The following is a 25,854-nucleotide window of genomic DNA, read 5'->3' on the forward strand; positions in this document are numbered from 1 at the left end:
CTCAGTCATTTTAGCGAGTTAGAAGCGAATGCATAAATACGATATAAAAACCTTCCAGGGTCTGATATTAGCCCTGCAAGACTACTGGGCACGTCAGGGCTGCGTAATAGTGCAACCGCTGGATTTAGAAGTGGGCGCCGGTACGTTTCACCCCATGACCTTTTTACGTTCATTGGGCCCAGAGCCAACAAATGTAGCCTATGTGCAGCCTTGCCGCCGTCCTACCGATGGCCGCTACGGTGAGAACCCGAACCGTTTACAACATTACTATCAGTTTCAGGTGATCTTAAAGCCGTCGCCAGACAATATTCAGGAGCTGTATTTAGGCTCGTTGCGCGAACTGGGCATCGATACCTTAGTGCATGATATCCGTTTTGTGGAAGATAACTGGGAATCACCAACTCTAGGTGCCTGGGGCCTGGGCTGGGAAGTCTGGCTAAACGGTATGGAAGTTACACAGTTTACCTACTTTCAACAAGTGGGTGGCCTGGAATGCCGGCCGGTTACCGGAGAGATTACCTACGGTTTAGAGCGTCTGGCAATGTATATTCAGAACGTCGACAGCATCTATGACTTAGTTTGGGCTGATGGTCCTTTAGGCCGTGTAACCTATGGTGATGTGTTCCACCAAAATGAAGTAGAGCAGTCAACATACAACTTTGAGCATGCTGATGTTGCTGCGCTTTTTGCTTCATTTGATCAGTGCGAAAAAGAAAGTCAGTACTTAATTGAGCAAGGCCTCGCATTACCTGCCTACGAGAAAGTAATGAAAGCATCGCATGCGTTTAACTTACTTGATGCGCGCCATGCTATCTCTGTCACCGAGCGTCAGCGCTACATTCTACGGGTACGTGCACTTGCCAAAGCCTGTGCTGAAGCGTATTACGCAAGCCGTGAAAAACTGGGTTTCCCCCTTTGTAGTGATAGCAAGCGTAGTAAGCAGGAGGCATAATGTCGGCACAAGATTTTTTTGTTGAAATTGGTACGGAAGAGCTGCCACCAAAGGCGTTAAAAACCCTGGCAACAGCGTTTGCAGCTAATTTGAAAGCGGAACTGGCTAAGTTAGAACTTACGCACGCAGATGTAAGTTGGTTCGCAGCGCCTCGTCGTCTTGCTGTAAGGATTAACGCACTGGTGCCACAACAAGGCGATAAAGTAGTAGAAAAACGTGGCCCAGCATTAACGGCAGCTTTTGATGCTAATGGTAATGCAACCAAAGCGGCCCAGGGTTGGGCTGCAGGTTGTGGCATTACGGTAGCTGAAGCCGAGAAGTTGGAAACCGATAAAGGCGCCTGGTTGCTGCATAAAGCATTGGTTAAAGGTGAAACAACTCTTAATCTGTTACCTGAGGTTGTTAGCCAGGCTCTCGCTAAGTTGCCAATTGCTAAACCCATGCGTTGGGGCAACTCTAGTGCGGAATTTATTCGCCCAGTACACACTATTATTATGTTGTATGGCAATGACATCGTTCCTGCAACCATATTAGGCCGTGTTAGTGGCAATCAAACACATGGTCATCGTTTCCATGCACCTGCAAAGGTTACTATTACGCACGCTGATACCTATCTTGACACGTTGCGTAATGCCTTTGTAGTGGCTGACTTTGCTGAACGTAAAGCCTTTATCGCAGAAGGTGTGGCTAAAGCTGCCGCTGAGGTAAATGGCAAGGCTTTAATGGATGATGCTTTATTAGAAGAAGTGGCGTCATTAGTTGAGTGGCCAGTAGTGTTGGTAGGCAGCTTTGAAGAGAGCTTCCTGCAGGTACCGGCCGAGCCGCTTATTTCAACCATGAAAGACAACCAAAAGTATTTTCCATTGTTAGATAACAACGGAAAGCTGCTGAACAAGTTTATCTTTGTCACCAATATCGAGAGTAAAGATTCGCAGCAAATTATTGCCGGTAATGAAAAAGTCGTACGTCCGCGTTTATCGGATGCGCAATTCTTTTTTACTACAGACCGCAAACAAAAGCTGGCAGACAGGATAGAGAGTTTAAAAACGGTATTGTTCCAGCAGCAGCTTGGTACTCTGGCTGAAAAGTCAGAGCGTATCAGCAAGGTAGCAGGTTTTATAGCTACAAAAATTGGTGCTGACATTGTTGCTGCCGAGCGAGCAGGTTTACTGTCCAAAGCTGATCTAATGACCAACATGGTAGGAGAGTTCCCCGAAGTGCAGGGCATCATGGGCATGCACTATGCACGCTTAGATGGCGAACAAGAAACCGTGGCTCTGGCATTAAATGAGCAGTATATGCCGCGCTTTGCCGGTGATCAGCTTCCAAGCCGTTTAGAAGGTGCTGCCGTAGCTATTGCTGACAAGCTGGACACCTTAGTGGGTATCTTTGGTATTGGCCAGGCCCCGAAGGGAGACAAAGACCCGTTTGCGCTGCGTCGTGCTGCCATAGGTGCTCTGCGGATCATGGTAGAAAAGCAGTTACCGTTAGATCTTGTTGACGCTATTGCTTTTAGCCAACAAACGTTTGGCGCAAAGTTAAGCAATACCAATGTGGCTGAAGACGTACTGGACTTTATGCTAGGACGTTTCCGTGCCTGGTATCAAGACGAAGGTTACAGCGTAGATGTCATTCAGGCTGTTTTAGCGCGTAGGCCAACTAACCCAAGTGACTTTGACCTTAGGGTAAAAGCCGTAGCGGGATTCCGTAAGCTGGAAGCTGCAGAAGCATTGGCTGCTGCCAATAAACGTGTCGCCAATATTCTTGCCAAGGTGGAAGGCAGTATCGCTGATACTATTGACGTAGTCTTACTGCAGGAAGATGCCGAGAAAGCATTGCATAAGGTTATTTGCGCCGAGCAAGTATACCAGAGTGAGCAACACAGCTATGCTGAAGGACTCGCGCATCTGGCAGCTATGCGAGACGTTATTGATACCTTCTTTGACAAGGTAATGGTAAACGCAGATGATGTGGCAGTGCGGGCCAACCGACAGGCACTATTAAAACAGCTAAGAGAGCTGTTTCTGCAAGTTGCCGATATTTCTGTTTTGCAGTAATTGAATGATTCTGAATAAAAAAGCCAGCTTAATGCTGGCTTTTTCGTTGGAAATTAAGCGAACGTTATACAGGATTACTGTATCGACTTAAGCTCTTTACTAAACGAGGTTGTACCGTTAGCAACATCAGCAATATCTTCACTACCTCTGCGCATATAGGTATTAACCGGAACTACATTTATAGCGCCTTCTGAAGTAACGACAACGTCGAAAACCACCCAGCTATCAAGTTCACTATTGGTATCTTCATCCATTGTAGGACTAAAAATAAAGGTCTCTCCCTGAACACGTGCTTCTACTCGAGTTGGCGACTGAAACACTGTGCCACTGCCGGCATAATGATGAACAGCATAACGATAGCGCCCAGCTACTGGAAACTGCGGTACCGTTAAAACTTCTGGACCAAAGCTACTGACATCGTCACGGTCAAGATACATAGTGATATCGTTAACCATTTCTTGTTTTTTGCTAAAGTAAATTCTAAAACGGTCATCAACACTATTGGCTGTTCGTGGGCCTAAGAAATGCGTGTCTAAGTCGTTAGGGTTTTCACCCCAGGTAAGTGTTACTGTCATAGCGCCGGTATTTACAGCTAAGCAATTCTCCAAGTCATAATCTGTTGTACCAACATCAATAATACGTGTGTTGCTCTGACCATCAGCATCACGAACAGATAACAGCACCTGGCTGTTAGGCCGCACAGCAATATCAAACTCACCTTCACTGTTGGAATAAGTAACTGAACGCCCTATGTAATCTGTACCATCAGCCACAATTCTAACATTGGCCAAGCGTTCGGATGAATCGCTTTCAAAAACACAACCAATAATACGCACTGATTCAAACAATACATCGGCATTCCAAGTAGAGAAATGGCTAACGCTACCTAAGTAGTAAGGCCGGCTCATCTCATCAATTTGTAAGGTCGCTTCACCTTCTACATCCCAAATGCCCGTTTGCTGATTAAAATGCATCAGGGGAATGGTTGCAGGGGGTGTGTCAGCACGCTCTGCTACTGGAATACGGATAGTGGCATCAACACCTTGTGCTAATTGAAGGGCTTTTCCTCTTGCATCAGTAAATTGGGCATTGATTGCACCAAAAGACTCTATAGCTTGCACGTTACCTGTTTGAGGATTAGTCGCAAGATAGTAGCCTGGCATAATAGCCGGATCCGAAGAGGCGTCGACATTTGTTAGTGCAGCAGTGATACTGCCACTTGCTGGCAGGCCTTCGCTGGTGACAAAGGCTGAAGCAGGTAGCGAAACCTGCATGGCGCTGTTTGTGTCAGAGATAACAGCTGCAGCTGAGGCATCAAAAGTTGTGACAACATCTGCTGCTAACAACGCTATGCTCATTGTAGTTTCTGCATTATTCTCACTGGTTCTGGCAACATCTGAACGACTGGCAAAGCCTGTACTTGCGGCCTGAACAACAATACGTTGCTGATAACCAACTGCACCAATAGTAAACCGCCCGGTTTGGTCCGTGGTTGTTTGCTGTAATAAACTAGAAATGTTGTTTGCGCTTATAACAAAAGCCGATACATCCGCATTACTAATAGGTAACCCTGTACCGTAAGATGTCACCCGGCCTGACAGGGCTCCGAAGGTTGAGCAGTTAAGCACCATGTTGCTAATAGCAGTATCAACTGTGACCTCGGTGGGTGTAACACTGCAGCTGTGGCCAATGCTGTCAACGACACTAAAGGTGATTGCGGTGCCGGCAGCAAAACTTTCGTTTAATACAAATGCACCTTGCTCATCAATGTTTAGGCTCGCTTCAGCTGAACCATTAACCTGATATTGTAACGTGACCGGCCTTAATAAACCTGTTGCTGTGCCACTAATATTAAAAGTAGGCAAGTTTTCACATGCAACGGTTACGTTTTCAATGTTGGTATTAGAAAAGGATAAAGTAGTAGCACTGGTAATAGCACAAATTTGATTGGTTGGCTGTTGCTTAATGGATAAGCTAACTTGGTTACCACTTTTAAAATTGTTACCTAAGCTTATGCTGCCGTTTTGGCTTATTGAAATACGGGTATCATTAACACCGACTATAACGGTGCCATTTAACCCACTTACTGTACCACTTAACGCGTAAGATGGCGATTCAACTGGGGGCGTATCATCAGAACTGCCACAACCACTAAGCGCAAGAAATACGCTACTACAAATCAGAAGGTGTTTAACACTTGTCATTAAAATCTCCATATACCGACATAACTGCAATAAGTTATTGCAACGGAGCGTTTTACCGATTTATGCCTTTTGTTGTCAAATAAAAATAACAAATTAATTGGCAAAATATTAAATGAAGTGACTTAAGGTTTATGGAAGTAACATTAATGAGCCTTCAAGCAACACAAACGCTAGTTAAATATTCTGTTGCGAGCCGTTGCATGCTAACCGCAGACTTGATTACGCCCGTTGTTTTTGGCTTTGTATAGCATGGTGTCGGCTAATTTCACTCCGGCATGAAACTGTTCAGCATTGTCACAAATAGCGACACCAAAACTGGCGCTGACCTTATAGCTTTTATCTTGTTGTACCATCGGCTGCTGATAAAGTTGGGTGCGTATTTTCTCCGCAACACTTAGTGCGTCTTGATGAGTAATATGCGGTAGTATAAGCAAAAACTCTTCGCCGCCGACCCGACAGGCGAAATCTTGTTGGCGTAAATTACGACGGAATAATTGAGCGACGGCTTTGAGCACATCATCTCCGCCATCATGTCCAAACCGATCATTCAGTTTTTTAAAATGGTCAATGTCACACATGATAAATGCAAGCGGTAAAAACTCTGCTGGCTGCTGTTGGATATTAAGCAGTAATGCAGAGTCGATAAAGCGGCGGTTAGCCATTTGCGTAAGTGAGTCTGTGTTAGCTTGCAACTCCTTGCTTTGTTGCAGTAAATCCATGGCTCTATGACTGCGCTCACGATAGTGATCGTTAATCCAGCAAACAATAATGACAATAACTAATGATGCAATAAACCGGCTAGATTCAGCCTCTTTATAGTGCGCCTGAATAAGATCTGGAAAAAACAGCATAATACAAAGAGTTATGAGCAATAAGGCATTGCAAAGTAATGCGTTACGAACACCTAGTAGGCCAAATAAAATAGCAGGAAACGGAAATACCCAGTATAAGGCCGTATTATTAAAGCCACCCTGATAAACCAAGCTAAGCACAAAACTACCGACAAGCATTGCTTCGATAATACAGGCTCGTTCCAGATTATGACTGACATGGAATACAAAAACATTCAGCAGAAATAAAGCGGCAGTAGTAAACAGAATAATAGGCAGCAATACTTGTTCCGCGCCCAAATTCTTAATGCCGTAAATAAACATTACTGCGCTGGTGATATAGCTTACAAATGCAAGGATATAATGCCTTCGGCGATCATCAATATGCTGAGCCTGTTTCTTGGCTGCTTTATAAGGCATTGATTTCAAGCGCGACACCCAGTTGTTATTGTTTTAGGCGATATTAGCACAAAAAAAAACCAATTCACCTACCTCTAAAACAACAACAACGGTAGGGTGTGCCTTAAGCTGAGTAAGCAAGTTGAATATAATTTGATCAATCTGTTGATTTCATTACTATTGCTCTAGTAATCGGTACAGCAACTGTTTTACTGCATCAGGTTCAAATGGCTTATCACACATTGCGTTGACGCCACTTTGTGCAATATTGGCTAAATGCGTATCATTGGCCTCGCTGGTTACCATAAGCACAGGGATATGCGATAAAGTGCTGTGTTCACGTATAAATTCAGTGAGCTCCCGGCCATTCACTTCTGGCATGTTGTAGTCGGTAACAACCAAGTCAAACATTTGCTGCTCCAGTCGAGCTATGGCTTGTTTACCATCTTCCGCTTCAACAATATGTTGCATACCCAGATTGGTTAAAACCCTACGAATATGGTTTCTTGCGAGCTTGCTGTCGTCAACAACCAGCACACGCACGTCATGGACATCAAACAGGGTTAATTCAAGTTCGGCCGGACTAAGTAGGTCTATTGCGGTATTTAGAGCTTTACCTAACTGCATAGCGTCAAAGGGTTTGGGTAGAATAGCAATAGCGCCGGATTGCTTAAAAGTTTCGAGTTGCGACTTTCGACTTTCGCTCGATACCAGCATAAAGGGAATGTCGGCAGTGTTACTGTCGTTTTTAAGTTGCTTTAGCAACTGCTCTGCCGTGCCATCTGCAAAATGTAACGCACAGGCAATAGCATCGGGTTTATGCTGGGCGATAAGTATAGCGGCAGCTGCAAGGCTATCTGCTTCAGCTATTTGACTGACATTTTCTTCAGCCAGTTTTTTGCGAATAATTTTGCGCTGCACTTCAGATGGTTCTACCAGCAATATATGTAAATCGGCAGGGGATAGCTGCATAACGGCTCCGCAAAAGGATAAAAGGCGAATATTGCCACAAATATTAATTTTGTGGCATAGGGTGATTAGGTACAGTTAAGGCCTTTAACGCTTAGCTAAGGTACTCACTGTAGCGACTGCAAAGCGCAATAACAAAATCAACTTCTTCTAAGGTCCAGTGTTTAACAACATTAGTTTGTTCACAGCAAATAATACCAATCACCTTATCTTGCTGTTTGATGGGCACATCCATTAACGATCGGATATTGAGCGGCCGTAAAAAGTGTTCACACAGTTCTGCCGTCACCGGATCATTAAACGCATCGACCGCAAGTATAACTTTTTTAGAATCTAACGCTGCAAAGTAGCCTGGAAAGCTCCAGCGGTCGATCATCAGCGGTTCTTGCGTAATACCTTTGGTTTTATCAAGCAACATTTGACAGCTCATTAAATCATCGTCTGCAAATAACCATAATCCAGCACGCTGGATTTGCAGCGTATCCAAACAGCATTGCAGTGCAGCTTGAATAATATCTGGTTTACTTAGGTCAGGCTTATCTAACGTAGAGTGTAACTGTGCCAGCTGCTCAGTAAAACGGTTATGCATAAAGTTTTACTCTCTGATTTAATGTTCTGGTTTTCACTAAAATGCCGCTTTTGTCAAAGGAATGCAAGTGGACTTGATCATGATTGCATGGGCATAAAATGAGTTTGATGTGCTTTGGTATCACACTAAAAATATTGAGGGGGTAATTGGTAAATTTAACGCCCTATAATGTAAATTAAATGTTTTTGCTTTTTTGCTTTTTTGGTTTAAACTTCTAACTGTGAAGTAAATAAATACTAAAGCAACTTAAGTTTGTACGTCGAAAAATGTGTTTTTTGTGGTAACAAATGAGGTTAGTTGTATGGCTAATAACGCAGCGCTCGATTCTGGTATGTCGGAATATCAACAGTGGTCAATCCGCCACTCTAATTCCTTGATAAATAGCTTATTTGAACATGTTTTCTTCGGCTATGTTCCGCAAGCTGAACCCGGTATAACAGTTGGCCCGGATGCATATAAATTAACAGACGAAGATCTGGCTCAATTCGATTAAGCGAGGGATAAATCATGGCCTTTAAGCTAAAACCTGATTTTGATTACGGTATGCAACATTGTTAGCTGCTGCTATTTCCTTACAACCGCTAATAACAGAGTCACCAGGAGCAGCTACGGTGGCTGAAATTTGGCTTGGCGGTACCACTACCGCTAAGTTGATAGAAGGTGCAGTGCTTGAAGCGGCATTTCACTGCGAGCATGGTTATTTGCTATTTGTCACCGATGATATTCCCTTTGAAGATACGCTGACTATTTACCTACTGAACCCTCAATTTAAGCTGTTGGACAGTGTCAATATTGGTACGGCGTATTCTACGGGTAACTTCCACCTAACTGTTGAACCCTCTGCACGTGAAGTGCAATTTAGTTTTATTGGCGGTTTTAACTGGCAGCTAACGCTATTGGCTGCAGCAGAGTTTTGTCTACCACTGTTCAATGAACCGGCTGGCGTGCGGCGCAAACCCAACTTCAAACGCTGGTTTAAGCTAAGCTGTTCGCATAACAGTGTTTGATCTTCAAACTGTCTCAATACCCCGACCTAATCATGATTAGATGTGAACTGAATGAGTTACTGATTTAACCACTTTCGAAATGCGGCAGTGCGGGTTTTGCTGGTAATAATGGGCGCCTTTTCACCGCTGAGTATCACAGCGACAGACTCTTTGTTGTAAGGCTCAACCTGCAAAATCGTGCTGATATGCACGATATCACTGCGGTTGAGCCGGAAGAATTCGCTGGGATCGAGCTGACCTTCTATCTCGCCTAAGTGACTTTCTGTCAGGATATGAACGGTGTTGTGTTTATCTGTCGCCAACAGCACGCCATTGGCTGCGCGAATAAGGCCAATATCGGCTACCGGCAATAGCGATAAGCTTTGGCCTTTACGTAATAAAAATCGCTTTTTATAGCAGGTCTCAGCCACCGGGCTGGCTTGTTGCAGCTTATGTTTGAGCTGGGCAAAATTTAACATGGCTTCGGCAAAGCGTGGGTAGGAGAATGGCTTAAGCAGATAATCTACCGCCTGATAATGAAACACCTGCATCCAGTACTGATCGTAGGCGGTGGTAAAAAGTACCGGGCAAGGTAAATCCAATTGTTCTAGTGCGGTAAAAACCTGGCCGTCTGTCAGCTCTACATCAGAAAAGATCAGTTCTAATGAGGCCGCTTGTGTGTTGTTGCTGAAAAAGTCGACAACCTGGGCGACAGAGCTCAGCTGAGCAATTATGTGCACGTCGGGCTGATGCCGCAACAGGTAAGCTGCCAACTTTTCTGCCGCTAAGGGTTCATCTTCGATAATCAGTACTTTCATCGATAGTCCTTGCCTGTACTTAGGTGTTAGATGCTGTGTTGCAGCGGCACCAGCACGGTAAAGCTGTCATTTTGCACGACTTCAATAGCTTTGCCATGCACTGCCTGGCAGCGCTCGGCTAAATTACGTAAACCAATACCGGTTCCGGGCTGAGCAAACGCTTTAGGCCGCAGTAAGTGGCGCACCATCAATTGTTGTTGCTGAAGTGCTATCTCAATGGTTAATGGCTGCTCGCTTGAGGCAACGTTATGCTTTACTGCATTTTCCAATAATAGCTGCAGACAGCAGGGCACCAGATAAAAGCTGGCTTGTTGCTGTGGGTCAATATTGATGCGCAGCTGGAAACTGGCCGGGAAGCGCTGCTCCAGCAATGCCATATAATGTTTTGCAAACGCCAGCTCGTCAGTTAACGGTACCAAGGTTTTGCTGCCTTGCTGCAACTGATAGCGGTAAATTTCGGCAAAATACTCGAGAAACTGCTCGGCCGACTCTGGGCTTTTATGAATAAGCACAGATAACACATTCAAGTTGTTGAATAAAAAGTGAGGGTCTAGTTGTTGCTGCAACAGTTGCAGCTTGTAATGCTGGCTATGTTGTTGTGCCTGCAGCAGTGCCACCTGTTGCTGTTGTTGACGTTTTAAAGCCTGCCACAGTAAGTCTGCTCCGGCTATTAAGCTGTGAACGAGCAGGTACATCAGGCCAACCCGCAGATAGTGCTGAACCAGCAAGGGTTGGCCGGTCGCTGCATCGATTAAAAGCTGTACCCCGGTCATCAGGCTAACAAAAATAAGTAAACTCAAACTAAAACTTTGGCTATAACGCTGTAGCAGTGTATCAGGCTGGCGTTTCGCCCAAAGCCAGGCATCCAGTTTACGACTTAACCACAGCGCAATAGCGGCCTGCAACGTAAGCCACAGCGGCGCATCGGCGTGAAATTGCAGGGTTTGCCCTGGCGCGGTTTGTAACAGTGCCAGGTATAGCATCAAGCAATAAGAAAACAGCAGTAACAGCAAAAAGGTTTTGAGCTGATTCATTATTTCACCTGCACCGCTTCAGGTAAGCGCATTAATTCACTGCCATCTTCGGCGTAAAACACCAGTTGCGGTTTACCATCGGTACCCACAGCCATTTCAATTCGCTTATTACCTTGTGGATCATTTAGTTGCAGCATCGCTTTTTTGTTTAATGTGCCATAAAAAGCCCGCCGGTTGCCATGAATATCTGGATGCAGCTGCTCAAGTTCTTTAATTTTGGTCGCTGCGGCACTGTCACCGGCTTCGACAGCAAGCATCAACTGCATATATTGATCAATTGGGTACTGTGGCCGGTCTATCACATTTAGGCCGGTGATCAGCATGCCATCCTGCTCGATATGTTGTAGCGCCAGGCTTTGATCCTGATTGTAGCGGTCAAAGGACAAATGCAGGCCATGTTCAACTTTGCCGTTTTTCGCAAAACCACGGAATACAAAGCCGCCATTTTCTGAGCCCTCGTCATTGTAAAAAATCATGCCCGGGCGTGGGCCGGGATCAAAAAACACTTTGCCTTCTTTAATAGCTTTAGGAGCGTGCGCGGTATTGGCGATGACCATACGCGGATGTCCGCTGGGCTCCATCACACATTTATACGTTGCACATTAAGTTCGCGCACGGTGCTGCTGTCGCTGGGTAGCAGTTGAGTTTTTACTGTAAGTGCAGCTATGGCAACGATCAGAATCAGGTTTAAATGGGTTTGCGTAAAAAAATTCCTGGCTTGCTGCATGATATTTCCTTGGTATGGGTTGATGCAGCGAGTGTGGCGCAACGCTGTTGCCGCCAACAGCGTAAACGGTTAAACAGCAGAAAACGGCCAGTAAAGGGGGGATAAATTAAAATAAGCCTCTGGGCCTACAATATTTTCAATTAAGGCCAAACAAACAATTGTAACAACAGGTGTAATTGCGCTATTTCCAACATAGCTAGTTACATTTAAGGGCTTAATTGTAATACAGGCGATATACCGCAGGTCTTGAACGGCCTCAGTAGTTAAACGATAACGCTTTCTAGCGCTTATCATGCTCAGTTATAGCCTGATCAAATATATCGGTAACACTTTGCTCAGAATAGTTGCCGTTATAGGCGCTGGTTAGCCGCTGTTGCAGTAGAGTTTCCAACTGCTTCACAGAGTAGTTTTGCGGTTGCTCTTCCGCTTGCTGTGGTAGCACCTTGTCCAGAATAAAATCTTTAATGCTTTTGCCCTGCAATGCCGCCATCGCTTTTAAAAGCTGATGCTGCTCAGGTGTCACTTCAATGGATAGTCGGCTCACTGTGCGCTCCGGTGCTTATTGCTTAGACAGCAACAAGTATAAACGTGATGCACTAATGTGCAAATGTACATTTGTGTATGATAGGCAACCTAAGCGTGAATAAAACTATTATCGTTACCTATTTTATCTACTAAGTTAGAACCTTGCAGCCACCTCAGAGTGGTAAAGGATTACATAACAGGGAAGAGTGTATTGAAAAAGCTGTTACTTATCGCGCTGGTTGCCTTCGGTGCCTGGAATTACTACCAAAAACAAAACACGGCAAAGCCTATCCTTGAAAGTGTGCCGCAAGTATTACCCGATTACACCGTGCCAATTAATAAAGCCCGTGCTGTGGCCAATGCATCACAGTTCCGCTGTGATGGCCGGCAACACTGTAGTGAAATGAACTCTTATGAGGAAGCTGTATTCTTTCTAAGAAATTGCCCGGACACGAAAATGGATGGTGATGGGGACGGTGTACCGTGTGAAAGGCAGTTTAATCGCTTCTAAGATACCGCGCTAACCGCTAACCTTTTTAACCACATACCTATACGGCAATTCAGCGGTATCACTGTCCACTAACTCGTGATCCATAAAGCGGCAGAATGCCGGGATATCGCGGGTGGTGGCCGGGTCGTCGGCGATAATCAGCAAGGTTTCACCGACCTGCATTTTACGCAGTTGCAGTCTTACCATCATTACCGGCTCGGGGCAACGCAGGCCTAAGGCATCGAGGGTTTGATCTGCGTTGCTGAAAATATCTTCCATTTGTACTCCGGTAAAATTGTACGTTACAGCTGCCACGAAGCAGGCATTTAGGTTAAAACACTGACAGCACAGACACAGATAACGAGCGCAGCGAATGCGACAGGCGAGGCTGCCGGAGCAGCAGCGCCCGGCGTAGCCGCGTCGCACAGTTGCAGGGCTGGATGCCCGTAAACCCGCTGTGGCGAGCATGGCAGTGTTTTAGCCGGTGCAGGGTTATCATCAGCAGCTTAGCGAAGCTTGTAACACCCGCTGTCCTCACCACAGCAACTCGGCTTTGCTGGCGCAAATCCTCAGACACTCTGTGGTTGCGGGATCGGGGTTGCAAGCTTCAGGGCTGCAGTTTGCTGCATCGTTTCAGCCAATAAATAAGGGCCGTAAAAACGGCCCTTATTCTATGCGATTGTGTTTGTTGCTGCTAGCTTATGGCCTCTCAAACTAGGGGCGCTCGAAAACAGTCGCAATACCCTGGCCTAAACCGATACACATGGTTGCCAGGCCAAACTTACCGCCCTTATCTTCCATTACGTTAATCAGCGTGGTGCTGATACGTGAACCGGAGCAGCCCAGCGGGTGGCCCAGCGCTATGGCGCCGCCGTTCAGGTTTACTTTCTGCTCTTTAACTTCCAGTAAGCCTAAGTCTTTCATAACCGGCAATGCTTGTGCCGCGAACGCTTCGTTAAGCTCGGCGTAGTCGATGTCGGCAATAGTAATACCGGCCATTTTCAGCGCCTTTTTCGACGCCGGTACCGGGCCATAACCCATAATAGACGGGTCGCAACCCGCAACACCCATACCGCGCACGTAAGCACGAATTGGCAAACCCAGTGCTTTGGCTTTGTCTTCGCTCATTACCAGCATGCCAGAGGCACCGTCAGATAACGCTGAAGAGGTACCCGCTGTAACTGTGCCGTTAGCCGGGTCGAATACCGGACGTAAAGCGCCTAAGGTTTCAACTGTGGTTTCCGGGCGAATAACTTCGTCGTAATCCATCAGCTTCAGTACGCCATCAGCGTCGTGGCCTTCAGTAGGGATGATTTCGTTTTTAAAACGACCTTCAACACTGGCTTCTTGGGCCAAACGATGTGAGCGGGCGCCAAATTCATCTTGCTGCTGGCGGCTGATGCCGTGCATTTTGCCGAGTAACTCTGCGGTTAGTCCCATCATGCCGGCTGCTTTGGCAATCGACGTAGATAAGCCCGGGTGGAAATCAACGCCGTGGTTCATTGGCACGTGGCCCATGTGCTCTACACCACCGATTAAATACACCTCGCCCATGCCGGTTTGAATAGCACGTACGGCGTCATGCAAGGCTTGCATGGATGAACCACAAAGCCGGTTTACGGTAACAGCTGGCACTGAGTGCGGAATACCGGCTAACAACGAGGCATTACGCGCAATGTTAAAGCCTTGTTCTAGCGTTTGTTGCACACAGCCCCAAATAATGTCGTCGATATCGGCAGGGTTAAGTGCCGGGTTCCGTGCGACTAAAGATGCCATAACATGAGCTGATAGCTGCTCGGCACGCACATTGCGATACATGCCATTTTTAGAGCGCCCCATTGGGGTGCGGATACAATCTACAATAACTGCGTTTTTCATCATTCTGCTCCTGCGCTTAAACCGGGAAGAAACGCTGGCCAGCTTCGGCCATAGCGCGGGTTTTATCTGTTACCTGATAAATTTCGCCTAAATGGGCGTATTTATCGGCCAGAGCGACAAAGTTGGTTAAACCGATAGTGTCAGCATAGCGCAGTGGGCCGCCTCTAAACGGAGGGAAACCTAAACCGTAAATTAAGCCCATATCGGCTTCAGCAGCGCTGGCAACAATACCTTCTTCTAAGCAACGAATGGTTTCGTTAATCATGGGTACCATAACGCGGGCAATAATGTCATCGGCACTAAACTCTTGCTTGTCGCTGGCTATGCCTGCTAACAGGCTAACTGACGCAGGGTCGATATCTTTTTTCGGCTTACCTTTGGCATCTTTACTGTAAGCATAAAAACCAAGGCCGTTTTTCTGGCCGTAGCGGTCAGCTTTAAACATGGCTGCTACCGGGTCGTTATCCAGTTTTGCCATCCGTGTTGGAAAGCCATCGGCCATTACGTCGGTACAGTGATAAGCGGTATCTAAACCAACAACGTCAAGCAGATACGCCGGGCCCATAGGCCAGCCGAACTGTTTTTCCATCACTTTATCAACTTGGGCGAAATCGGCACCGTCTAATACCAGTTTGCTAAAACCGGCAAAGTAGGGGAACAGTACGCGGTTAACAAAGAAACCAGGACAGTCATTCACCACGATAGGCGATTTGCCCATTTTTGCGGCGTAGGCAACTACAGCTGCAACGGTTTCTTCACTGGTATCTTTACCACGAATAACCTCTACTAATGGCATGCGATGTACTGGGTTGAAAAAGTGCATACCGCAGAAGTTTTGTGGACGGCTTAAGTTCGCTGCCAGTGAATCAATAGAAATGGTAGAGGTATTAGAGGTTAAAATAGCGTCCTCTGCAATTAAGCCTTCTACTTCTTTTAACACTGCGCCTTTAATTTTCGGGTTTTCAACAACGGCTTCAACCACGATGTCTGCCGATTTTACCGGTTCGTTGCTGAGGGTTGGTGTAATAGAGGCAATGACTTTTGCCATACCGATAGCGTCAAGTTTTTTACGCTCAACCTGCTTGCCCAACAGTTTAGTGGCTTCGCCCATACCCAATTCAAGAGCTTTGTCGGCTATGTCTTTCATCACCACTGGAACGCCTTTTAACGCCGACTGATAGGCGATACCGCCACCCATAATACCTGCGCCTAATACCGCCGCTTTTTTCACTGCTTTAGTGGCCGTTTTGGCGGCTTTTTTTGCTTTGCCTTTTATCAGCTGGTCATTTAAGAACAGGCCAATTTGGGCAGTGGCAGCATCGGTTTTCGCCAGTTTAGCAAAACCCGCATTTTCCAGTGCCATGGCGCCAGCACGGTCTAAACCAGCAGCGGCTTCAATGGTGGTTACGGCAACCATAGGGGCTGGGTAATGTTTACCTGCGTTCGCGAATACCATACCTTTAGCGGTAGAGAAACTCATGATGGCTTCGGTTTTGTTTAATTTAAGTGGCTGTAGTTTAACGGCACGTTTTTTACGCCAGTCAAGCTTTCCGGCAATTGCATCTTCAAGCATGCTAAGTGCCGCGGCTTCTAACTTCTCAGGCGCGACTACAGCATCAATTAAACCTACTTTCTGTGCTTGGTCAGCACTGTGGTCTTTACCGGTAGTGATCCACTCCATTGCATTGTCTGCGCCGATAATACGCGGTAAGCGCACGGTGCCACCAAAGCCTGGCATTAAGCCTAGTTTTACTTCTGGCAAGCCAATACGGGTAGTAGTATCGGCAACGCGATAATCACCAGTTAGTGACCACTCACACCCGCCACCCAATGCGAAGCCTTTGACAGCAACGATAGTTGGTACTGGCAAGTCTTCCGCCAAATCAAAAATATCTGATGCCTGTTTAATCCAAGGGATCAGTTCGCCTTCAGGGCGTAAAAACGTGGTTAAAAATTCGGTAATGTCAGCGCCAACAATAAAAGCGTCTTTTTCACTACAAAAAATAACGCCTTGCAAGGCTTTGTCAGCGTGCAGTTGCTCTAAAGCTGTCTTACAATCAGACAGTGTTTGCTGATCAAACTTATTAACTGAGCCCTTAGCATTAAAAGCAAAACGGGCAATACCAGGTTTCAGGTAGGCAACACTGATGTTGTCACTCTGGTAAATCATAACGGTGCTCCTTGGTCGCGTATGTTAGGGTTGTTCGCAACTGGTACGATGAGGTTTCTTTGTCAGTGTGTCGCGGATTAGAAAAAAATTCAACCGTTATTTAAACGGGCGTTTGAATCTAACCGAGGTGATCAGCAGTAACTATAGGTGTTATTTCTTTTAGTTTAGAATTTTTGTCGGGGTTATCGTCGTGAAACGTATTGTTTTTATGCTGACGAACCTGCTTTTGGCGCCCTTGTCGGTGGCGTCAGTGTCTTCTGAGGCAGCGTTACGTAATGAGTTTTTACATGCAGAAAGTCAAATTGGCAGTTTAAAGTATGCGCAGGCGCAAAAGCTGTTAAAAAAATTCGATGGCTATGTATTGCAGCCGTACTTAGAACAAAAAAGGCTACAACATTTTTTAACGGCTGATGAGCAGATTGCAGATTTTCTCAAGCGATATCAAGGTACGCCAATGGACTGGCCATTGCGCAGAGCGTGGCTGTATGACTTGGCCAAACGTCAACAATCTGAGCGCTATTTAGCCAATTTTAAGCCTACATCAGACGCGGCTTTGCACTGCTACGCACTGAGGTTTGCACTGGAAAAAAAAGATGCTGTGCCTAGCCAAATATGGCCAGAAGTAGCGACATTGTGGGTTAGTGGCAAATCTCAACCAAAAGAATGTGACCCGCTATTTAGCGCATGGCGCAGTGCGGGGCAGCAAACACCCGAGCGGGTATGGCAACGTTTGGCATTAACTGCTGAAGAGGGCGATACCAGCCTTATTCCGTATTTAAAAAAATTATTGCCCACCGACCAGCAATATTTAGCAGATTTGTATTTAAAGACGCGCCGCAGTCCGGCATCTATTGCTGGCTCGACATTCTTCCCATTGAAAAAGCTGCAAGAGCGCGATATTGCAGCCTATGGTATGAAGCGCTTAATCTGGCGAGACCCGGATAAGGCGCTGAAGGTGTGGCAACGATTTAGTAATGACCCTTACTTTTCCAGTGCGCAACGGTTAGATGTGCAGCGCCAATTTGCTATTGCTTTGGCTAGTAAGGGCGATACCAGAGCCGGTGAATGGTTTAATGATTTGCCGGCAGAGTTAATTGATAGCGCTTTGGCTCATTGGCAGGTGAGCCATGCCCTGGCTGAGTTAGATTGGCCAAAAGTTCAAGCGATTATTCTACGTTTTCCTGCTGACTTAGCGAAAGACAATAGTTGGCAATATTGGTTGGCGCGCGCTTACGAAGAGCAAGGTAATAGCGAAAGCGCACAGCCTGTTTTTCAGCGACTGGCATTACAGCGGCATTTCTATGGCTTTATGGCCGCAGCCCGATTAGGGTTGCCGCCAAGTTTGGCGCATAGTCCGGTTAATGTGAGTGAACAAGAGCTTACCGATCTTAAATTACACCCTGCTGTGCAACGGGCGCAGGAATGGCTAGCGCTGGGACGTTTACTTGAGGCGCGTCGTGAGTGGAATCATCTACAAGACAGCTCCACTGAGCAGCAAAAGCTGGTGTCGGCGAAACTAGCTTATCAACTGCAATGGTATGAGCGGGCTATCTTCTCGCTGGCGGATGTGGGGTATTGGGATGATATTGAATTACGTTTCCCATTAGCCTACCAGGATGAAATTGCAAAATCGTCGGCGCGGGCGGAAATTGATTCCGGTTGGGCGATGGCGATTGCAAGGCGTGAGAGTTCTTTTATGGCCGATGCCAACTCGCCAGTGGGGGCGAGAGGGCTAATGCAGTTAATGCCCGCAACAGCAAGGCAAGTAGCGAAAAAGCCGATTCAACTGACGCAGCTGTATGAGCCTGGTATTAATATTGACTATGGCACCGACTATTTAAACTACCTGATGAAGCGTAACGATGGCAATTTACTCATGGCCACTGCGGCCTACAACGCAGGCTTTAGTCGAGTGAAACAATGGGTGCCAAGAGACTTCGCCTTGCCTGCAGATGTATGGATAGAGACTATTCCATACCGGGAGACACGGGAATACGTCAAGGCCGTTATGGCTTATTACCAAATTTATAATATTCGGCTAAATTCGCCGATAGACGTATTCAAACCCCTTACAACGATGCAGATTGGGGTCATAGTGGAATAATGTTATGATGCCCCGCATATTTTTCAGCCAACAGGTCAGACACTTATGACAGCTTCTTATCAAAGCCTGTATCAGGCGCATGTTGCCGAATTACAATTACGTACCCGCCGTCTTTTGGAGCGGGAAAATTTGGATGCGTTGGTTATTCACTCCGGTCAGACACAGCGTAAGTTTTTAGATGATATGGATTATCCGTTTAAAGCTAATCCGCTGTTTAAAGCCTGGTTGCCGGTGGTGGATAATCCGCACTGCTGGCTTATTGTTGACGGCGTGAACAAACCCAAACTCATTTTTTACCGCCCGAAAGACTTCTGGCATAAAGTGCCAGACGAGCCTCATGATTTTTGGGCAGAGCATTTTGATATTCAGTTGTTAGACAAAGCGAATAAGGTTGAGACCTTGCTGCCTTATGACAAGGCACGTATGGCTTACCTGGGTGAATATTTGGAAGTGGCTCGTGCACTGGGCTTTAACGAAATAAACCCAGAACCTGTGCTAAATTCTATTCATTTTTACCGCGCGTATAAAACCCCTTACGAGCAGGAATGTCTGCGTATTGCAAACCAGATGGCTGTAACGGGGCACCAAGCGGCAAAGGCTGCATTTTATGCCGGCGGCTGCGAGTTTGATATTCAGCAAGCGTATTTAAATGCGGTTAGGCAAACAGAAAACGAAGTACCCTACGGCAATATTATTGCCTTGAATCAGAACTGCGCTATTTTGCATTACACAGCGCTAGAGCGTAAAACGCCAAAGCAACATCATTCATTTTTAATTGATGCTGGCGCAGAGTTTCATGGATATGCGGCAGACATTACCCGCACTTATAGTTTTCAACCGCAGGATGAATTTGGCAGCCTGATCAGTGCGGTAAACCGTGTAGAGCAACAGCTGGTGAGTGAATTAAAACCCGGATTAAAGTACGGTGATCTTCATATCCAGTGTCATCAGCATATTGCCGAAATTTTGCAGCAATTTGATTTTGTAAAGTTGTCTGCTGAGGCAATAGTGGAAAGTCAGATCACCCGTACATTTTTCCCGCACGGTTTAGGGCATCATTTAGGCTTACAGGTGCATGATGTCGGCGGTTTTATGGCGGATGAGCGCGGAACTCATGTTACGCCACCAGAGCAACATCCATACTTACGCTGTACCCGAACAATAGAAGCCAATATGGTGTTCACCATTGAACCTGGTCTGTATTTCATTGACAGCTTGCTGGCAGACTTAGCTGCCACCGAGTTTGATAAATACATTAACTGGAGCAAAGTTGATGCATTTAGGCAGTACGGTGGTATACGTATTGAAGACAACATTATTGTGCATCAGGGACATAATGAAAATATGACTCGTGATCTACACTTGGCTTAAGTAGTAAGGACGCCAATAAGGTATGCAATACCGCTCTATTATCCGGATTTTGGGCCTGCTGATTGTTATATTCAGTATTAGCATGGTGCCGCCGGCATTTGTCGCATACTGGTATAAAGATGGCGCTGGCGTCCCTTTTATTTTGTCATTTGTCTCTTGCGTGGTTATTGGTTTTCTAATTTGGTACCCCAACAGGCAATACAAAGCTGAATTAAAAGTACGCGATGGGTTTTTAATTGTCGTGCTGTTCTGGATAGTGCTGGGTGCGGTAGGGGCTATTCCTTTTATGTTAGCCAGTAATCCTCATCTTAGCTTGGCCAGTGCCATGTTTGAGGCCTTCTCTGGCTTAACCACCACTGGCGCAACGGTGTTGACGGGTATCGAGTTTTTACCTAAAGCGATATTGTATTATCGCCAGCAGCTTCAATGGCTTGGTGGCATGGGGATTATCGTATTGGCGGTGGCTATACTGCCGATGTTAGGTGTTGGTGGTATGCAGCTGTACCGGGCGGAAACGCCAGGCCCGGTGAAAGATAACAAAATGACGCCGCGTATCGCCGATACCGCAAAGCATTTATGGTACATCTATTTAGCGTTAACATTGGCCTGTACACTGGCATTTTTTCTGGCGGGTATGAGCTGGTTTGATGCTATTTGTCATGCGTTCTCTACTGTAGCCATTGGTGGTTTTTCCACTTACGATGCCAGTATTGGCCATTTTCAAAGCCCGTTAATTAACGGCATTTGTGTGTTGTTTTTGCTGCTTAGTGCGATTAACTTCCCTCTGCATTTTGCCGCGGTCAGAGGCAAAAGTGTGTCTACATATTTTCGAGACCCCGAATTTAAGGCATTTTTGGCGATACAGGCAGCATTGATATTTATTTGTTTTGCAGTATTACTGCATACCAATGTGTATAGCAGTACCGCAGAAGCATTAAACCATGCCAGTTTTCAGGCTGTATCTATTTCTACAACGGCAGGATTTGCCACAGATGGCTTTGCAGCCTGGCCGCTTTTTTTACCGATATTACTTATATTCTCCAGTTTTATTGGTGGGTGTGCTGGCTCAACAGGGGGTGGTTTAAAAGTAGTACGAGTGTTATTACTTTTCTTACAAGGTATTCGTGAGCTTAACCGGTTAATTCATCCCAGAGCGGTGTATTCTATAAAATTAGGTCGCCGACCCGTAGCTGATCGTATCGTTGAGGCGGTGTGGGGCTTTTTTGCCGCCTATGCATTGGTTTTTGTCGTCATCATGCTGTTGTTATTGCTTACCGGCTTAGACAATATTACCGCTTTTACCGCAACCGCAGCTTGCTTGAATAACCTGGGCCCAGGGCTGGGGGAAGTCGCCGCAAATTTCGGCTCTATACCTGACGCCAGCAAGTGGCTGTTAATTGTTGCTATGGTGTTTGGCCGCTTAGAGGTGTTTACCTTGCTGGTGTTGTTTACACCAGCATTTTGGAAAGATTAGATAAAAATTGCGCTAACCTGGAATAGCTTTTCCACTTCAACGATGTGTTTTTTATCAACCATAAATAGAATGATATGATCGTCTGTTTCAATCACCGTACTGTCGTGTGCAATAAGGACGTTTTCGCCACGAACAATTGCGCCAATCGTGGTGCCTGGTGGCAACTTAATACTGCCGATGGCTTTGCCTACTACTTTACTGGTACTGCTGTCGCCATGTGCAATAGCCTCTATGGCTTCTGCCGCGCCACGCCGTAACGAATACACATTAACAATATCACCACGACGAATGTGGGTTAGCAGTGCCGATATCGTGGCCTGTTGCGGTGATACCGCAATATCGACTTCGCCGCCTTGCAGTAAGTCTACATAGGCACCACGCTTGATCAGTACCATCGTCTTTTGCGCGCCCATGCGTTTAGCCAACATAGCGGACATAATGTTGGCTTCGTCGTCGTTTGTGACGGCAATAAATACATCAACTTGTTCGATATTCTCTTCTTCCAAAAGTTCTGGATCTGAAGCATCGCCCACATAAACCACGGTATTGTCTAAAGCACTGGATAGAAATTCAGCGCGTTCCTTGCCTCGTTCAATTAACTTAACGCTATGTGTTTTCTCCAACGCTCTAGCCAAGCCAAAACCCACATTACCACCACCTGCAATCATAATGCGGCGATAGCTGCGTTCCAATTTTTGCAGTTCACTCATTACGGAACGGATATGTTTAGTCGCTGCGACGAAAAACACCTCATCGTCGGCTTCAATAATGGTCGTGCCTAGCGGTTTAATGGCGTGGCCACGTCGATATATCGCGGCAACCCGGGTTTCAATATTTGGCATATGCTCTTTTAATGCAGACAAAGCATGCCCGACCAGTAAGCCGCCATAATAAGCTTTAACGGCAACCAGACTGACTTTCCCACCGGCAAACTCTACAACCTGAAGCGCACCTGGGTAGTCTATTAAGCGCCGAATATAGTTCGTCACCAAAGCTTCTGGTGCAATGAAATGGTCAACGGGCATATCGTCTTTATGGAACAGCTGCTCACGATATTTCAGGTATTGGTTGGTGCGAATACGAGCAATTTTTAGCGGAGTATTAAATATACTGTAGGCTACCTGACAGGCAACAATGTTGACTTCGTCGCTGTTGGTTACCGCAACAATCATGTCAGCATCTTCTGCGCCAGCACTTTTTAAAATATCAGGATGTGCGCTATGACCGTGCACAACTTGCAAATCAAAGCGGTCTTGCAGAGCCCTTAATTTGTCGATATTAATATCGACAACGGTGATGTCGTTCTGCTCACCAACCAGGTTTTCTGCCAGGGTTGCCCCCACCTGACCTGCACCTAAAATAATAATTTTCATGCTGACTCGCTATTTTGGGCTGATGCTATTGAGGTCGGTTTTTAGTAACCGGGCATAGAAAAAACCATCCATATCTTGCTCTCCGGGTAAAAGCTGCCAACCGTAAGGCTGCTCTGCTAATTGCTGTGGCAAGATGTCGAGTTTGGCATCGTTGTTTTGTTGTAAAAAGTAACTGATTTGGTCGCTATTTTCCTGCGGTAGTACGCTACAGGTAGCATAAAGCAGGGTGCCGCCTGGTGCCAAAAGTGCCCAGCATTGTTGCAAAATGTGCTGCTGCAATGATGCCAAGGCGGCAATATCAGCTTTTTTTCGTAACCAACGAATATCTGGATGACGCCTAATAACGCCACTAGCCGAGCAGGGCACATCCAAAAGAATGCGATCAAATAGTTGGCCTTGCCACCAGCTGTCTGGCTCGCTGGCATCAGCGGCAATAACGTTTGCAGTCAAACCAAGCCGGTTTAGGTTCTCATGCACGCGAAGCAAGCGTTTGGGTTCTTTATCAACAGCAGTAACGTCTGCTTGTGGTGCGAGCTCCAGAATATGGCAGGTTTTCCCCCCCGGCGCGCAGCAAGCGTCTAAAACGCTTTGGCTACTATCGACCTGCAACAACGTCGCAGCATATTGTGCTGCGCCGTCTTGTACTGAAAACCAACCTGCATCATAGCCAGGCAAGGTGGTGACATCTTGCGCCTGCATTAGCTTTATGGCAGCGGGTAAATCGGCAATTGGTCGGCTGTATTCAATGCCGTCGCGGGTCAGTGCTGCCGCATAATCGGTAGGGTTGATTTTAGCTACGTTGACTCTTAACCAAAGCGGAGCTTTCTGCTGGTTCGCAGCTAATATTTGTTGCCACTGCTGCGGATATGCTTGCTGCAATTCAGTAATCAGCCAGCCTGGATGGTTAAATTGTACTGCAGCGGGGGCATTATCGAAGTCAAATAATGCAGGCTGGCGCTGAACGTTACGCAACACGCCATTAATCAGTTTGGTAAGGGATTGACCTTTTAACTCGCGTGCAGCGTCGACTGTTTCGCTAATGGCGGCATGGTCTGGAATACGCATGAATTTAAGCTGATAAATGCCGACGTAAAGCAAAAACTGTAACGGTCTTAGCTGCTTAACCAAGGGTTTGCTCATCAATTGGTTGCAAACAGCTTCTAACTGAGGCAAAAAACGCATTACGCCAAAACAAATTTCTTGCAGTAGCGCTTTATCTAAAGGGTTGTCTAGCAATGCTTGCGCTTTTGGCAACACTTCTGACAAAGACATACCTTGATCGACTACGTCATAACAACTGCGTGCTGCTAAGGTGCGAATGTTATAGCTCATAATTCGGCGCCAAGCACCAAACCGGGAGATAGCCAGTCAGAGCGGCCATTTAAAAAGTCGGCAGCTGCCATCGCTTTTTTACCCGGTGGTTGCAATTGAGTAATGACTAATATGTTGTCGCTGCACGCAATGCGGATACCCTGTTTGTCTGCTGACAACACGGTTCCGGGTTTAGCCTGGTGTGTTGCAGTATCCACACTGGCTTGCCAAATTTTTACATTGCCTTGTGGCAGGGTAATGTAACTCACGGGCCATGGGTTAAACGCCCTTATCTCTCGTTCGAGCACATTAGCCGGTTTAGTAAAATCAACAGCGGCTTCGTCTTTGTTTAATTTTTCGGCGTAATTGGCCAGGTTTTCATCTTGTTTTTGTGCTTGTTGCTGTAATGACGGTAGGTTGTTTAGCGCTTCAAGCAAGGCTGACGGCCCAAGGTCGGCGAGCTTGTTGTACAAAGACGCACTAGTATCATTGGCTTCAATATTACAGCTGACCGTGCTTAACATTGCGCCGGTATCTAACCCTGCATCCATCTGCATGATGGTGACACCGGTTTGGGTATCACCGGCCCAAATGGCGCGCTGAATGGGTGCAGCACCACGCCAACGTGGCAGCAAAGACCCATGCACGTTAATACAACCAAAACGTGGCGTATCTAATACGACTTGCGGCAAAATTAAGCCGTAGGCTACTACTATCATCAGATCTGCATTCAGCGCGGCCAACTCAGTTTGAGCCCGAGCCTTTTTTAGCGACTTTGGTTGATAAACGTCTATAGCATGTTTTAACGCCAGTTGCTTTACCGCGCTAGGCTGTAGTTGTTGTCCACGGCCTGCAGGCCGGTCTGGCTGGCTATAAACAGCAATAACCTGATGTTCTGAGTTTAGTAGCGCTTGCAAGTGGCAAGCTGCAAAATCAGGCGTACCCGCGAAAATAATACGTAAAGGAGTGGTCACGGTATTTCCTGTTTACAGCGCATGACGCTGTGCCATTTTGGCTTCTTTTTCCAGTTTTTTACGAATGCGATCGCGTTTTAGCGGCGATAAGTAGTCGATAAAGAGTTTACCCAGTAGATGATCAAGCTCATGTTGTAAGCAAATTGCGAGTAAGCCATCAGCATTCAACTCAAAAGGATTACCGTTTTTATCCAATGCTTTTACTGTCACTTCTGCTGCGCGATCAACCATGGCATAATTCTGAGGTACAGATAAACAGCCTTCTTCATAGCTGGTTCCACCTCTGCGTGCGGTAATTTCCGGATTGATAAACACCATAGGTTCGTTTCTGTCTTCGGAAATATCGATTACAACTACGCGCAGATGAACGTTCACTTGTGTTGCTGCCAATCCAATACCATTTTCGTCATACATGGTATCTAACATGTCTGCAACCAATTGTTTAATATCAGCAGTAACGGCATCAACCGGTTTAGCTACTGTGCGAAGTCTTTCGTCTGGAAAATGTAAAACTTGTAAAACTGACATAACACCTACAAAAATATGCTTTGTTTCAAAGGTTGTGGTATGTTTTAATTTTAGCCATTAATCCGCTGTATTAACAGCATAGTGTGTAATA

24 protein-coding genes are annotated in these 25,854 nt (G+C 46.2%); 8 read left to right on the top strand and 16 right to left on the bottom strand.

The features are described 5' to 3' along the window. Positions 1–28 precede the first annotated feature (28 nt). Both glyQ and glyS read left to right on the top strand, forming a co-directional pair. Complete coding sequence (glyQ, locus tag ORJ00_RS13465) at positions 29–952, top strand: glycine--tRNA ligase subunit alpha (protein ID WP_027670570.1); 924 nt, start codon at positions 29–31, stop codon at positions 950–952. After that, positions 952–3,009 carry a glycine--tRNA ligase subunit beta gene (glyS, locus tag ORJ00_RS13470; RefSeq protein ID WP_306140101.1) on the top strand — a complete coding sequence of 686 codons (2,058 nt, stop codon included), beginning with the start codon at positions 952–954 and terminating at the stop codon, positions 3,007–3,009. The genes glyQ and glyS overlap by 1 nt, the downstream gene beginning before the upstream one ends. Before the next feature lie 74 nt (positions 3,010–3,083). On the opposite strand, the gene ORJ00_RS13475 is transcribed toward glyS, so the two are convergent. From ORJ00_RS13475 to ORJ00_RS13490, 4 genes are all read right to left on the bottom strand, one after another. Beyond that, the gene (locus tag ORJ00_RS13475; protein ID WP_306140102.1) at positions 3,084–5,213 is read right to left on the bottom strand and encodes a carboxypeptidase-like regulatory domain-containing protein; all 2,130 of its coding nucleotides are present in this window, start codon (positions 5,211–5,213) and stop codon (positions 3,084–3,086) included. Positions 5,214–5,416: 203 nt separating this feature from the next. After that, complete coding sequence (locus ORJ00_RS13480) at positions 5,417–6,463, bottom strand: GGDEF domain-containing protein (protein ID WP_306140116.1); 1,047 nt, start codon at positions 6,461–6,463, stop codon at positions 5,417–5,419. A 156-nt stretch (positions 6,464–6,619) separates the two neighbouring features. Further along, on the bottom strand, positions 6,620–7,414 hold the full coding sequence (locus ORJ00_RS13485; protein WP_305974979.1) for a response regulator: 795 nt from the start codon (positions 7,412–7,414) through the stop codon (positions 6,620–6,622). Between the two features lie 91 nt (positions 7,415–7,505). Continuing rightward, positions 7,506–8,000, bottom strand: coding sequence for a GAF domain-containing protein (locus tag ORJ00_RS13490; RefSeq protein ID WP_306140103.1), 495 nt, complete (start codon positions 7,998–8,000; stop codon positions 7,506–7,508). A 301-nt stretch (positions 8,001–8,301) separates the two neighbouring features. Here ORJ00_RS13490 and ORJ00_RS13495 point away from each other — a divergent pair, with 301 nt between their 5' ends. Both ORJ00_RS13495 and ORJ00_RS13500 read left to right on the top strand, forming a co-directional pair. Further along, entirely contained in the window at positions 8,302–8,493 is a 192-nt protein-coding gene (locus ORJ00_RS13495; protein WP_306140104.1) for a hypothetical protein, read from the top strand. Between the two features lie 118 nt (positions 8,494–8,611). Beyond that, positions 8,612–9,007 carry a hypothetical protein gene (locus ORJ00_RS13500; protein WP_051219930.1) on the top strand — a complete coding sequence of 132 codons (396 nt, stop codon included), beginning with the start codon at positions 8,612–8,614 and terminating at the stop codon, positions 9,005–9,007. Between the two features lie 56 nt (positions 9,008–9,063). Here the strand turns inward: ORJ00_RS13500 and ORJ00_RS13505 are convergent, their stop codons facing one another. From ORJ00_RS13505 to ORJ00_RS13525, 5 genes are all read right to left on the bottom strand, one after another. Continuing rightward, positions 9,064–9,804, bottom strand: a complete 741-nt coding sequence (locus ORJ00_RS13505; protein WP_306140105.1) for a LytR/AlgR family response regulator transcription factor — start codon at positions 9,802–9,804, stop codon at positions 9,064–9,066. Between the two features lie 26 nt (positions 9,805–9,830). Continuing rightward, positions 9,831–10,838, bottom strand: a complete 1,008-nt coding sequence (locus tag ORJ00_RS13510) for a sensor histidine kinase (RefSeq protein WP_306140106.1) — start codon at positions 10,836–10,838, stop codon at positions 9,831–9,833. Further along, positions 10,838–11,422 carry a hypothetical protein gene (locus ORJ00_RS13515; RefSeq protein ID WP_306140107.1) on the bottom strand — a complete coding sequence of 195 codons (585 nt, stop codon included), beginning with the start codon at positions 11,420–11,422 and terminating at the stop codon, positions 10,838–10,840. The genes ORJ00_RS13510 and ORJ00_RS13515 overlap by 1 nt, the downstream gene beginning before the upstream one ends. Continuing rightward, complete coding sequence (locus ORJ00_RS13520) at positions 11,419–11,565, bottom strand: hypothetical protein (RefSeq protein ID WP_306140108.1); 147 nt, start codon at positions 11,563–11,565, stop codon at positions 11,419–11,421. The genes ORJ00_RS13515 and ORJ00_RS13520 overlap by 4 nt, the downstream gene beginning before the upstream one ends. A 280-nt stretch (positions 11,566–11,845) precedes the next feature. Then, positions 11,846–12,109 carry a type II TA system antitoxin, ParD family gene (locus ORJ00_RS13525; RefSeq protein WP_027671930.1) on the bottom strand — a complete coding sequence of 88 codons (264 nt, stop codon included), beginning with the start codon at positions 12,107–12,109 and terminating at the stop codon, positions 11,846–11,848. A 192-nt stretch (positions 12,110–12,301) separates the two neighbouring features. Between ORJ00_RS13525 and ORJ00_RS13530 the strand changes: the two genes are divergently transcribed. After that, the gene (locus tag ORJ00_RS13530; protein ID WP_306127030.1) at positions 12,302–12,601 is read left to right on the top strand and encodes an excalibur calcium-binding domain-containing protein; all 300 of its coding nucleotides are present in this window, start codon (positions 12,302–12,304) and stop codon (positions 12,599–12,601) included. A gap of 9 nt (positions 12,602–12,610) precedes the next feature. On the opposite strand, the gene tusA is transcribed toward ORJ00_RS13530, so the two are convergent. The 3 genes from tusA to fadB all read right to left on the bottom strand — a co-directional run bounded on the left by tusA (position 12,611) and on the right by fadB (position 16,628). Next, a complete protein-coding gene (gene tusA / locus ORJ00_RS13535; protein WP_305974966.1) occupies positions 12,611–12,859 on the bottom strand; it encodes a sulfurtransferase TusA in 249 nt (82 codons plus the stop codon). Positions 12,860–13,294: 435 nt separating this feature from the next. Further along, positions 13,295–14,461, bottom strand: a complete 1,167-nt coding sequence (gene fadA, locus ORJ00_RS13540) for an acetyl-CoA C-acyltransferase FadA (protein WP_440480649.1) — start codon at positions 14,459–14,461, stop codon at positions 13,295–13,297. A gap of 13 nt (positions 14,462–14,474) precedes the next feature. Continuing rightward, positions 14,475–16,628: a fatty acid oxidation complex subunit alpha FadB gene (gene fadB / locus ORJ00_RS13545; protein ID WP_027671926.1), complete on the bottom strand. Its 2,154-nt coding sequence runs from the start codon at positions 16,626–16,628 to the stop codon at positions 14,475–14,477. A 190-nt stretch (positions 16,629–16,818) separates the two neighbouring features. Here fadB and ORJ00_RS13550 point away from each other — a divergent pair, with 190 nt between their 5' ends. From ORJ00_RS13550 to ORJ00_RS13560, 3 genes are read left to right on the top strand one after another with little or no spacing between them, the layout of a single operon-like run. Continuing rightward, positions 16,819–18,732, top strand: a complete 1,914-nt coding sequence (locus ORJ00_RS13550; protein ID WP_306140109.1) for a transglycosylase SLT domain-containing protein — start codon at positions 16,819–16,821, stop codon at positions 18,730–18,732. 45 nt (positions 18,733–18,777) lie between these two features. Beyond that, on the top strand, positions 18,778–20,103 hold the full coding sequence (gene pepQ, locus ORJ00_RS13555) for a Xaa-Pro dipeptidase (protein WP_306140110.1): 1,326 nt from the start codon (positions 18,778–18,780) through the stop codon (positions 20,101–20,103). A gap of 22 nt (positions 20,104–20,125) precedes the next feature. After that, positions 20,126–21,577, top strand: a complete 1,452-nt coding sequence (locus tag ORJ00_RS13560; RefSeq protein ID WP_027671923.1) for a TrkH family potassium uptake protein — start codon at positions 20,126–20,128, stop codon at positions 21,575–21,577. On the opposite strand, the gene trkA is transcribed toward ORJ00_RS13560, so the two are convergent. The 4 genes from trkA to def are packed head-to-tail and all read right to left on the bottom strand — an operon-like array spanning position 21,574 to position 25,763. Beyond that, on the bottom strand, positions 21,574–22,950 hold the full coding sequence (trkA, locus tag ORJ00_RS13565) for a Trk system potassium transporter TrkA (RefSeq protein WP_027671922.1): 1,377 nt from the start codon (positions 22,948–22,950) through the stop codon (positions 21,574–21,576). The genes ORJ00_RS13560 and trkA overlap by 4 nt on opposite strands. A 9-nt stretch (positions 22,951–22,959) precedes the next feature. Then, positions 22,960–24,282, bottom strand: a complete 1,323-nt coding sequence (gene rsmB, locus ORJ00_RS13570) for a 16S rRNA (cytosine(967)-C(5))-methyltransferase RsmB (RefSeq protein WP_027671921.1) — start codon at positions 24,280–24,282, stop codon at positions 22,960–22,962. After that, positions 24,279–25,235 carry a methionyl-tRNA formyltransferase gene (gene fmt / locus ORJ00_RS13575; protein WP_306140111.1) on the bottom strand — a complete coding sequence of 319 codons (957 nt, stop codon included), beginning with the start codon at positions 25,233–25,235 and terminating at the stop codon, positions 24,279–24,281. The genes rsmB and fmt overlap by 4 nt, the downstream gene beginning before the upstream one ends. Before the next feature lie 12 nt (positions 25,236–25,247). Then, the gene (gene def / locus ORJ00_RS13580; RefSeq protein ID WP_306140112.1) at positions 25,248–25,763 is read right to left on the bottom strand and encodes a peptide deformylase; all 516 of its coding nucleotides are present in this window, start codon (positions 25,761–25,763) and stop codon (positions 25,248–25,250) included. Positions 25,764–25,854: the final 91 nt, after the last annotated feature.

Source organism: Rheinheimera baltica (assembly GCF_030731985.1).
Lineage (GTDB): Bacteria > Pseudomonadota > Gammaproteobacteria > Enterobacterales > Alteromonadaceae > Alishewanella > Alishewanella baltica.

Coding starts and splice junctions, on each gene's coding strand:
- ORJ00_RS13495 (WP_306140104.1), top strand. CDS start 8,302: ATGGCTAATAACGCAGCGCTCGATTCTGGTATGTCGGAATATCAACAG.
- fadA (WP_440480649.1), bottom strand. CDS start 14,461: ATGATGAAAAACGCAGTTATTGTAGATTGTATCCGCACCCCAATGGGG.
- ORJ00_RS13490 (WP_306140103.1), bottom strand. CDS start 8,000: ATGCATAACCGTTTTACTGAGCAGCTGGCACAGTTACACTCTACGTTA.
- def (WP_306140112.1), bottom strand. CDS start 25,763: ATGTCAGTTTTACAAGTTTTACATTTTCCAGACGAAAGACTTCGCACA.
- ORJ00_RS13505 (WP_306140105.1), bottom strand. CDS start 9,804: ATGAAAGTACTGATTATCGAAGATGAACCCTTAGCGGCAGAAAAGTTG.
- glyQ (WP_027670570.1), top strand. CDS start 29: ATGCATAAATACGATATAAAAACCTTCCAGGGTCTGATATTAGCCCTG.
- ORJ00_RS13485 (WP_305974979.1), bottom strand. CDS start 7,414: ATGCAGCTATCCCCTGCCGATTTACATATATTGCTGGTAGAACCATCT.
- tusA (WP_305974966.1), bottom strand. CDS start 12,859: ATGGAAGATATTTTCAGCAACGCAGATCAAACCCTCGATGCCTTAGGC.
- ORJ00_RS13510 (WP_306140106.1), bottom strand. CDS start 10,838: ATGAATCAGCTCAAAACCTTTTTGCTGTTACTGCTGTTTTCTTATTGC.
- ORJ00_RS13520 (WP_306140108.1), bottom strand. CDS start 11,565: ATGCAGCAAGCCAGGAATTTTTTTACGCAAACCCATTTAAACCTGATT.
- pepQ (WP_306140110.1), top strand. CDS start 18,778: ATGACAGCTTCTTATCAAAGCCTGTATCAGGCGCATGTTGCCGAATTA.
- fadB (WP_027671926.1), bottom strand. CDS start 16,628: ATGATTTACCAGAGTGACAACATCAGTGTTGCCTACCTGAAACCTGGT.
- ORJ00_RS13560 (WP_027671923.1), top strand. CDS start 20,126: ATGCAATACCGCTCTATTATCCGGATTTTGGGCCTGCTGATTGTTATA.
- trkA (WP_027671922.1), bottom strand. CDS start 22,950: ATGAAAATTATTATTTTAGGTGCAGGTCAGGTGGGGGCAACCCTGGCA.
- ORJ00_RS13480 (WP_306140116.1), bottom strand. CDS start 6,463: ATGCCTTATAAAGCAGCCAAGAAACAGGCTCAGCATATTGATGATCGC.
- rsmB (WP_027671921.1), bottom strand. CDS start 24,282: ATGAGCTATAACATTCGCACCTTAGCAGCACGCAGTTGTTATGACGTA.
- glyS (WP_306140101.1), top strand. CDS start 952: ATGTCGGCACAAGATTTTTTTGTTGAAATTGGTACGGAAGAGCTGCCA.
- ORJ00_RS13475 (WP_306140102.1), bottom strand. CDS start 5,213: ATGACAAGTGTTAAACACCTTCTGATTTGTAGTAGCGTATTTCTTGCG.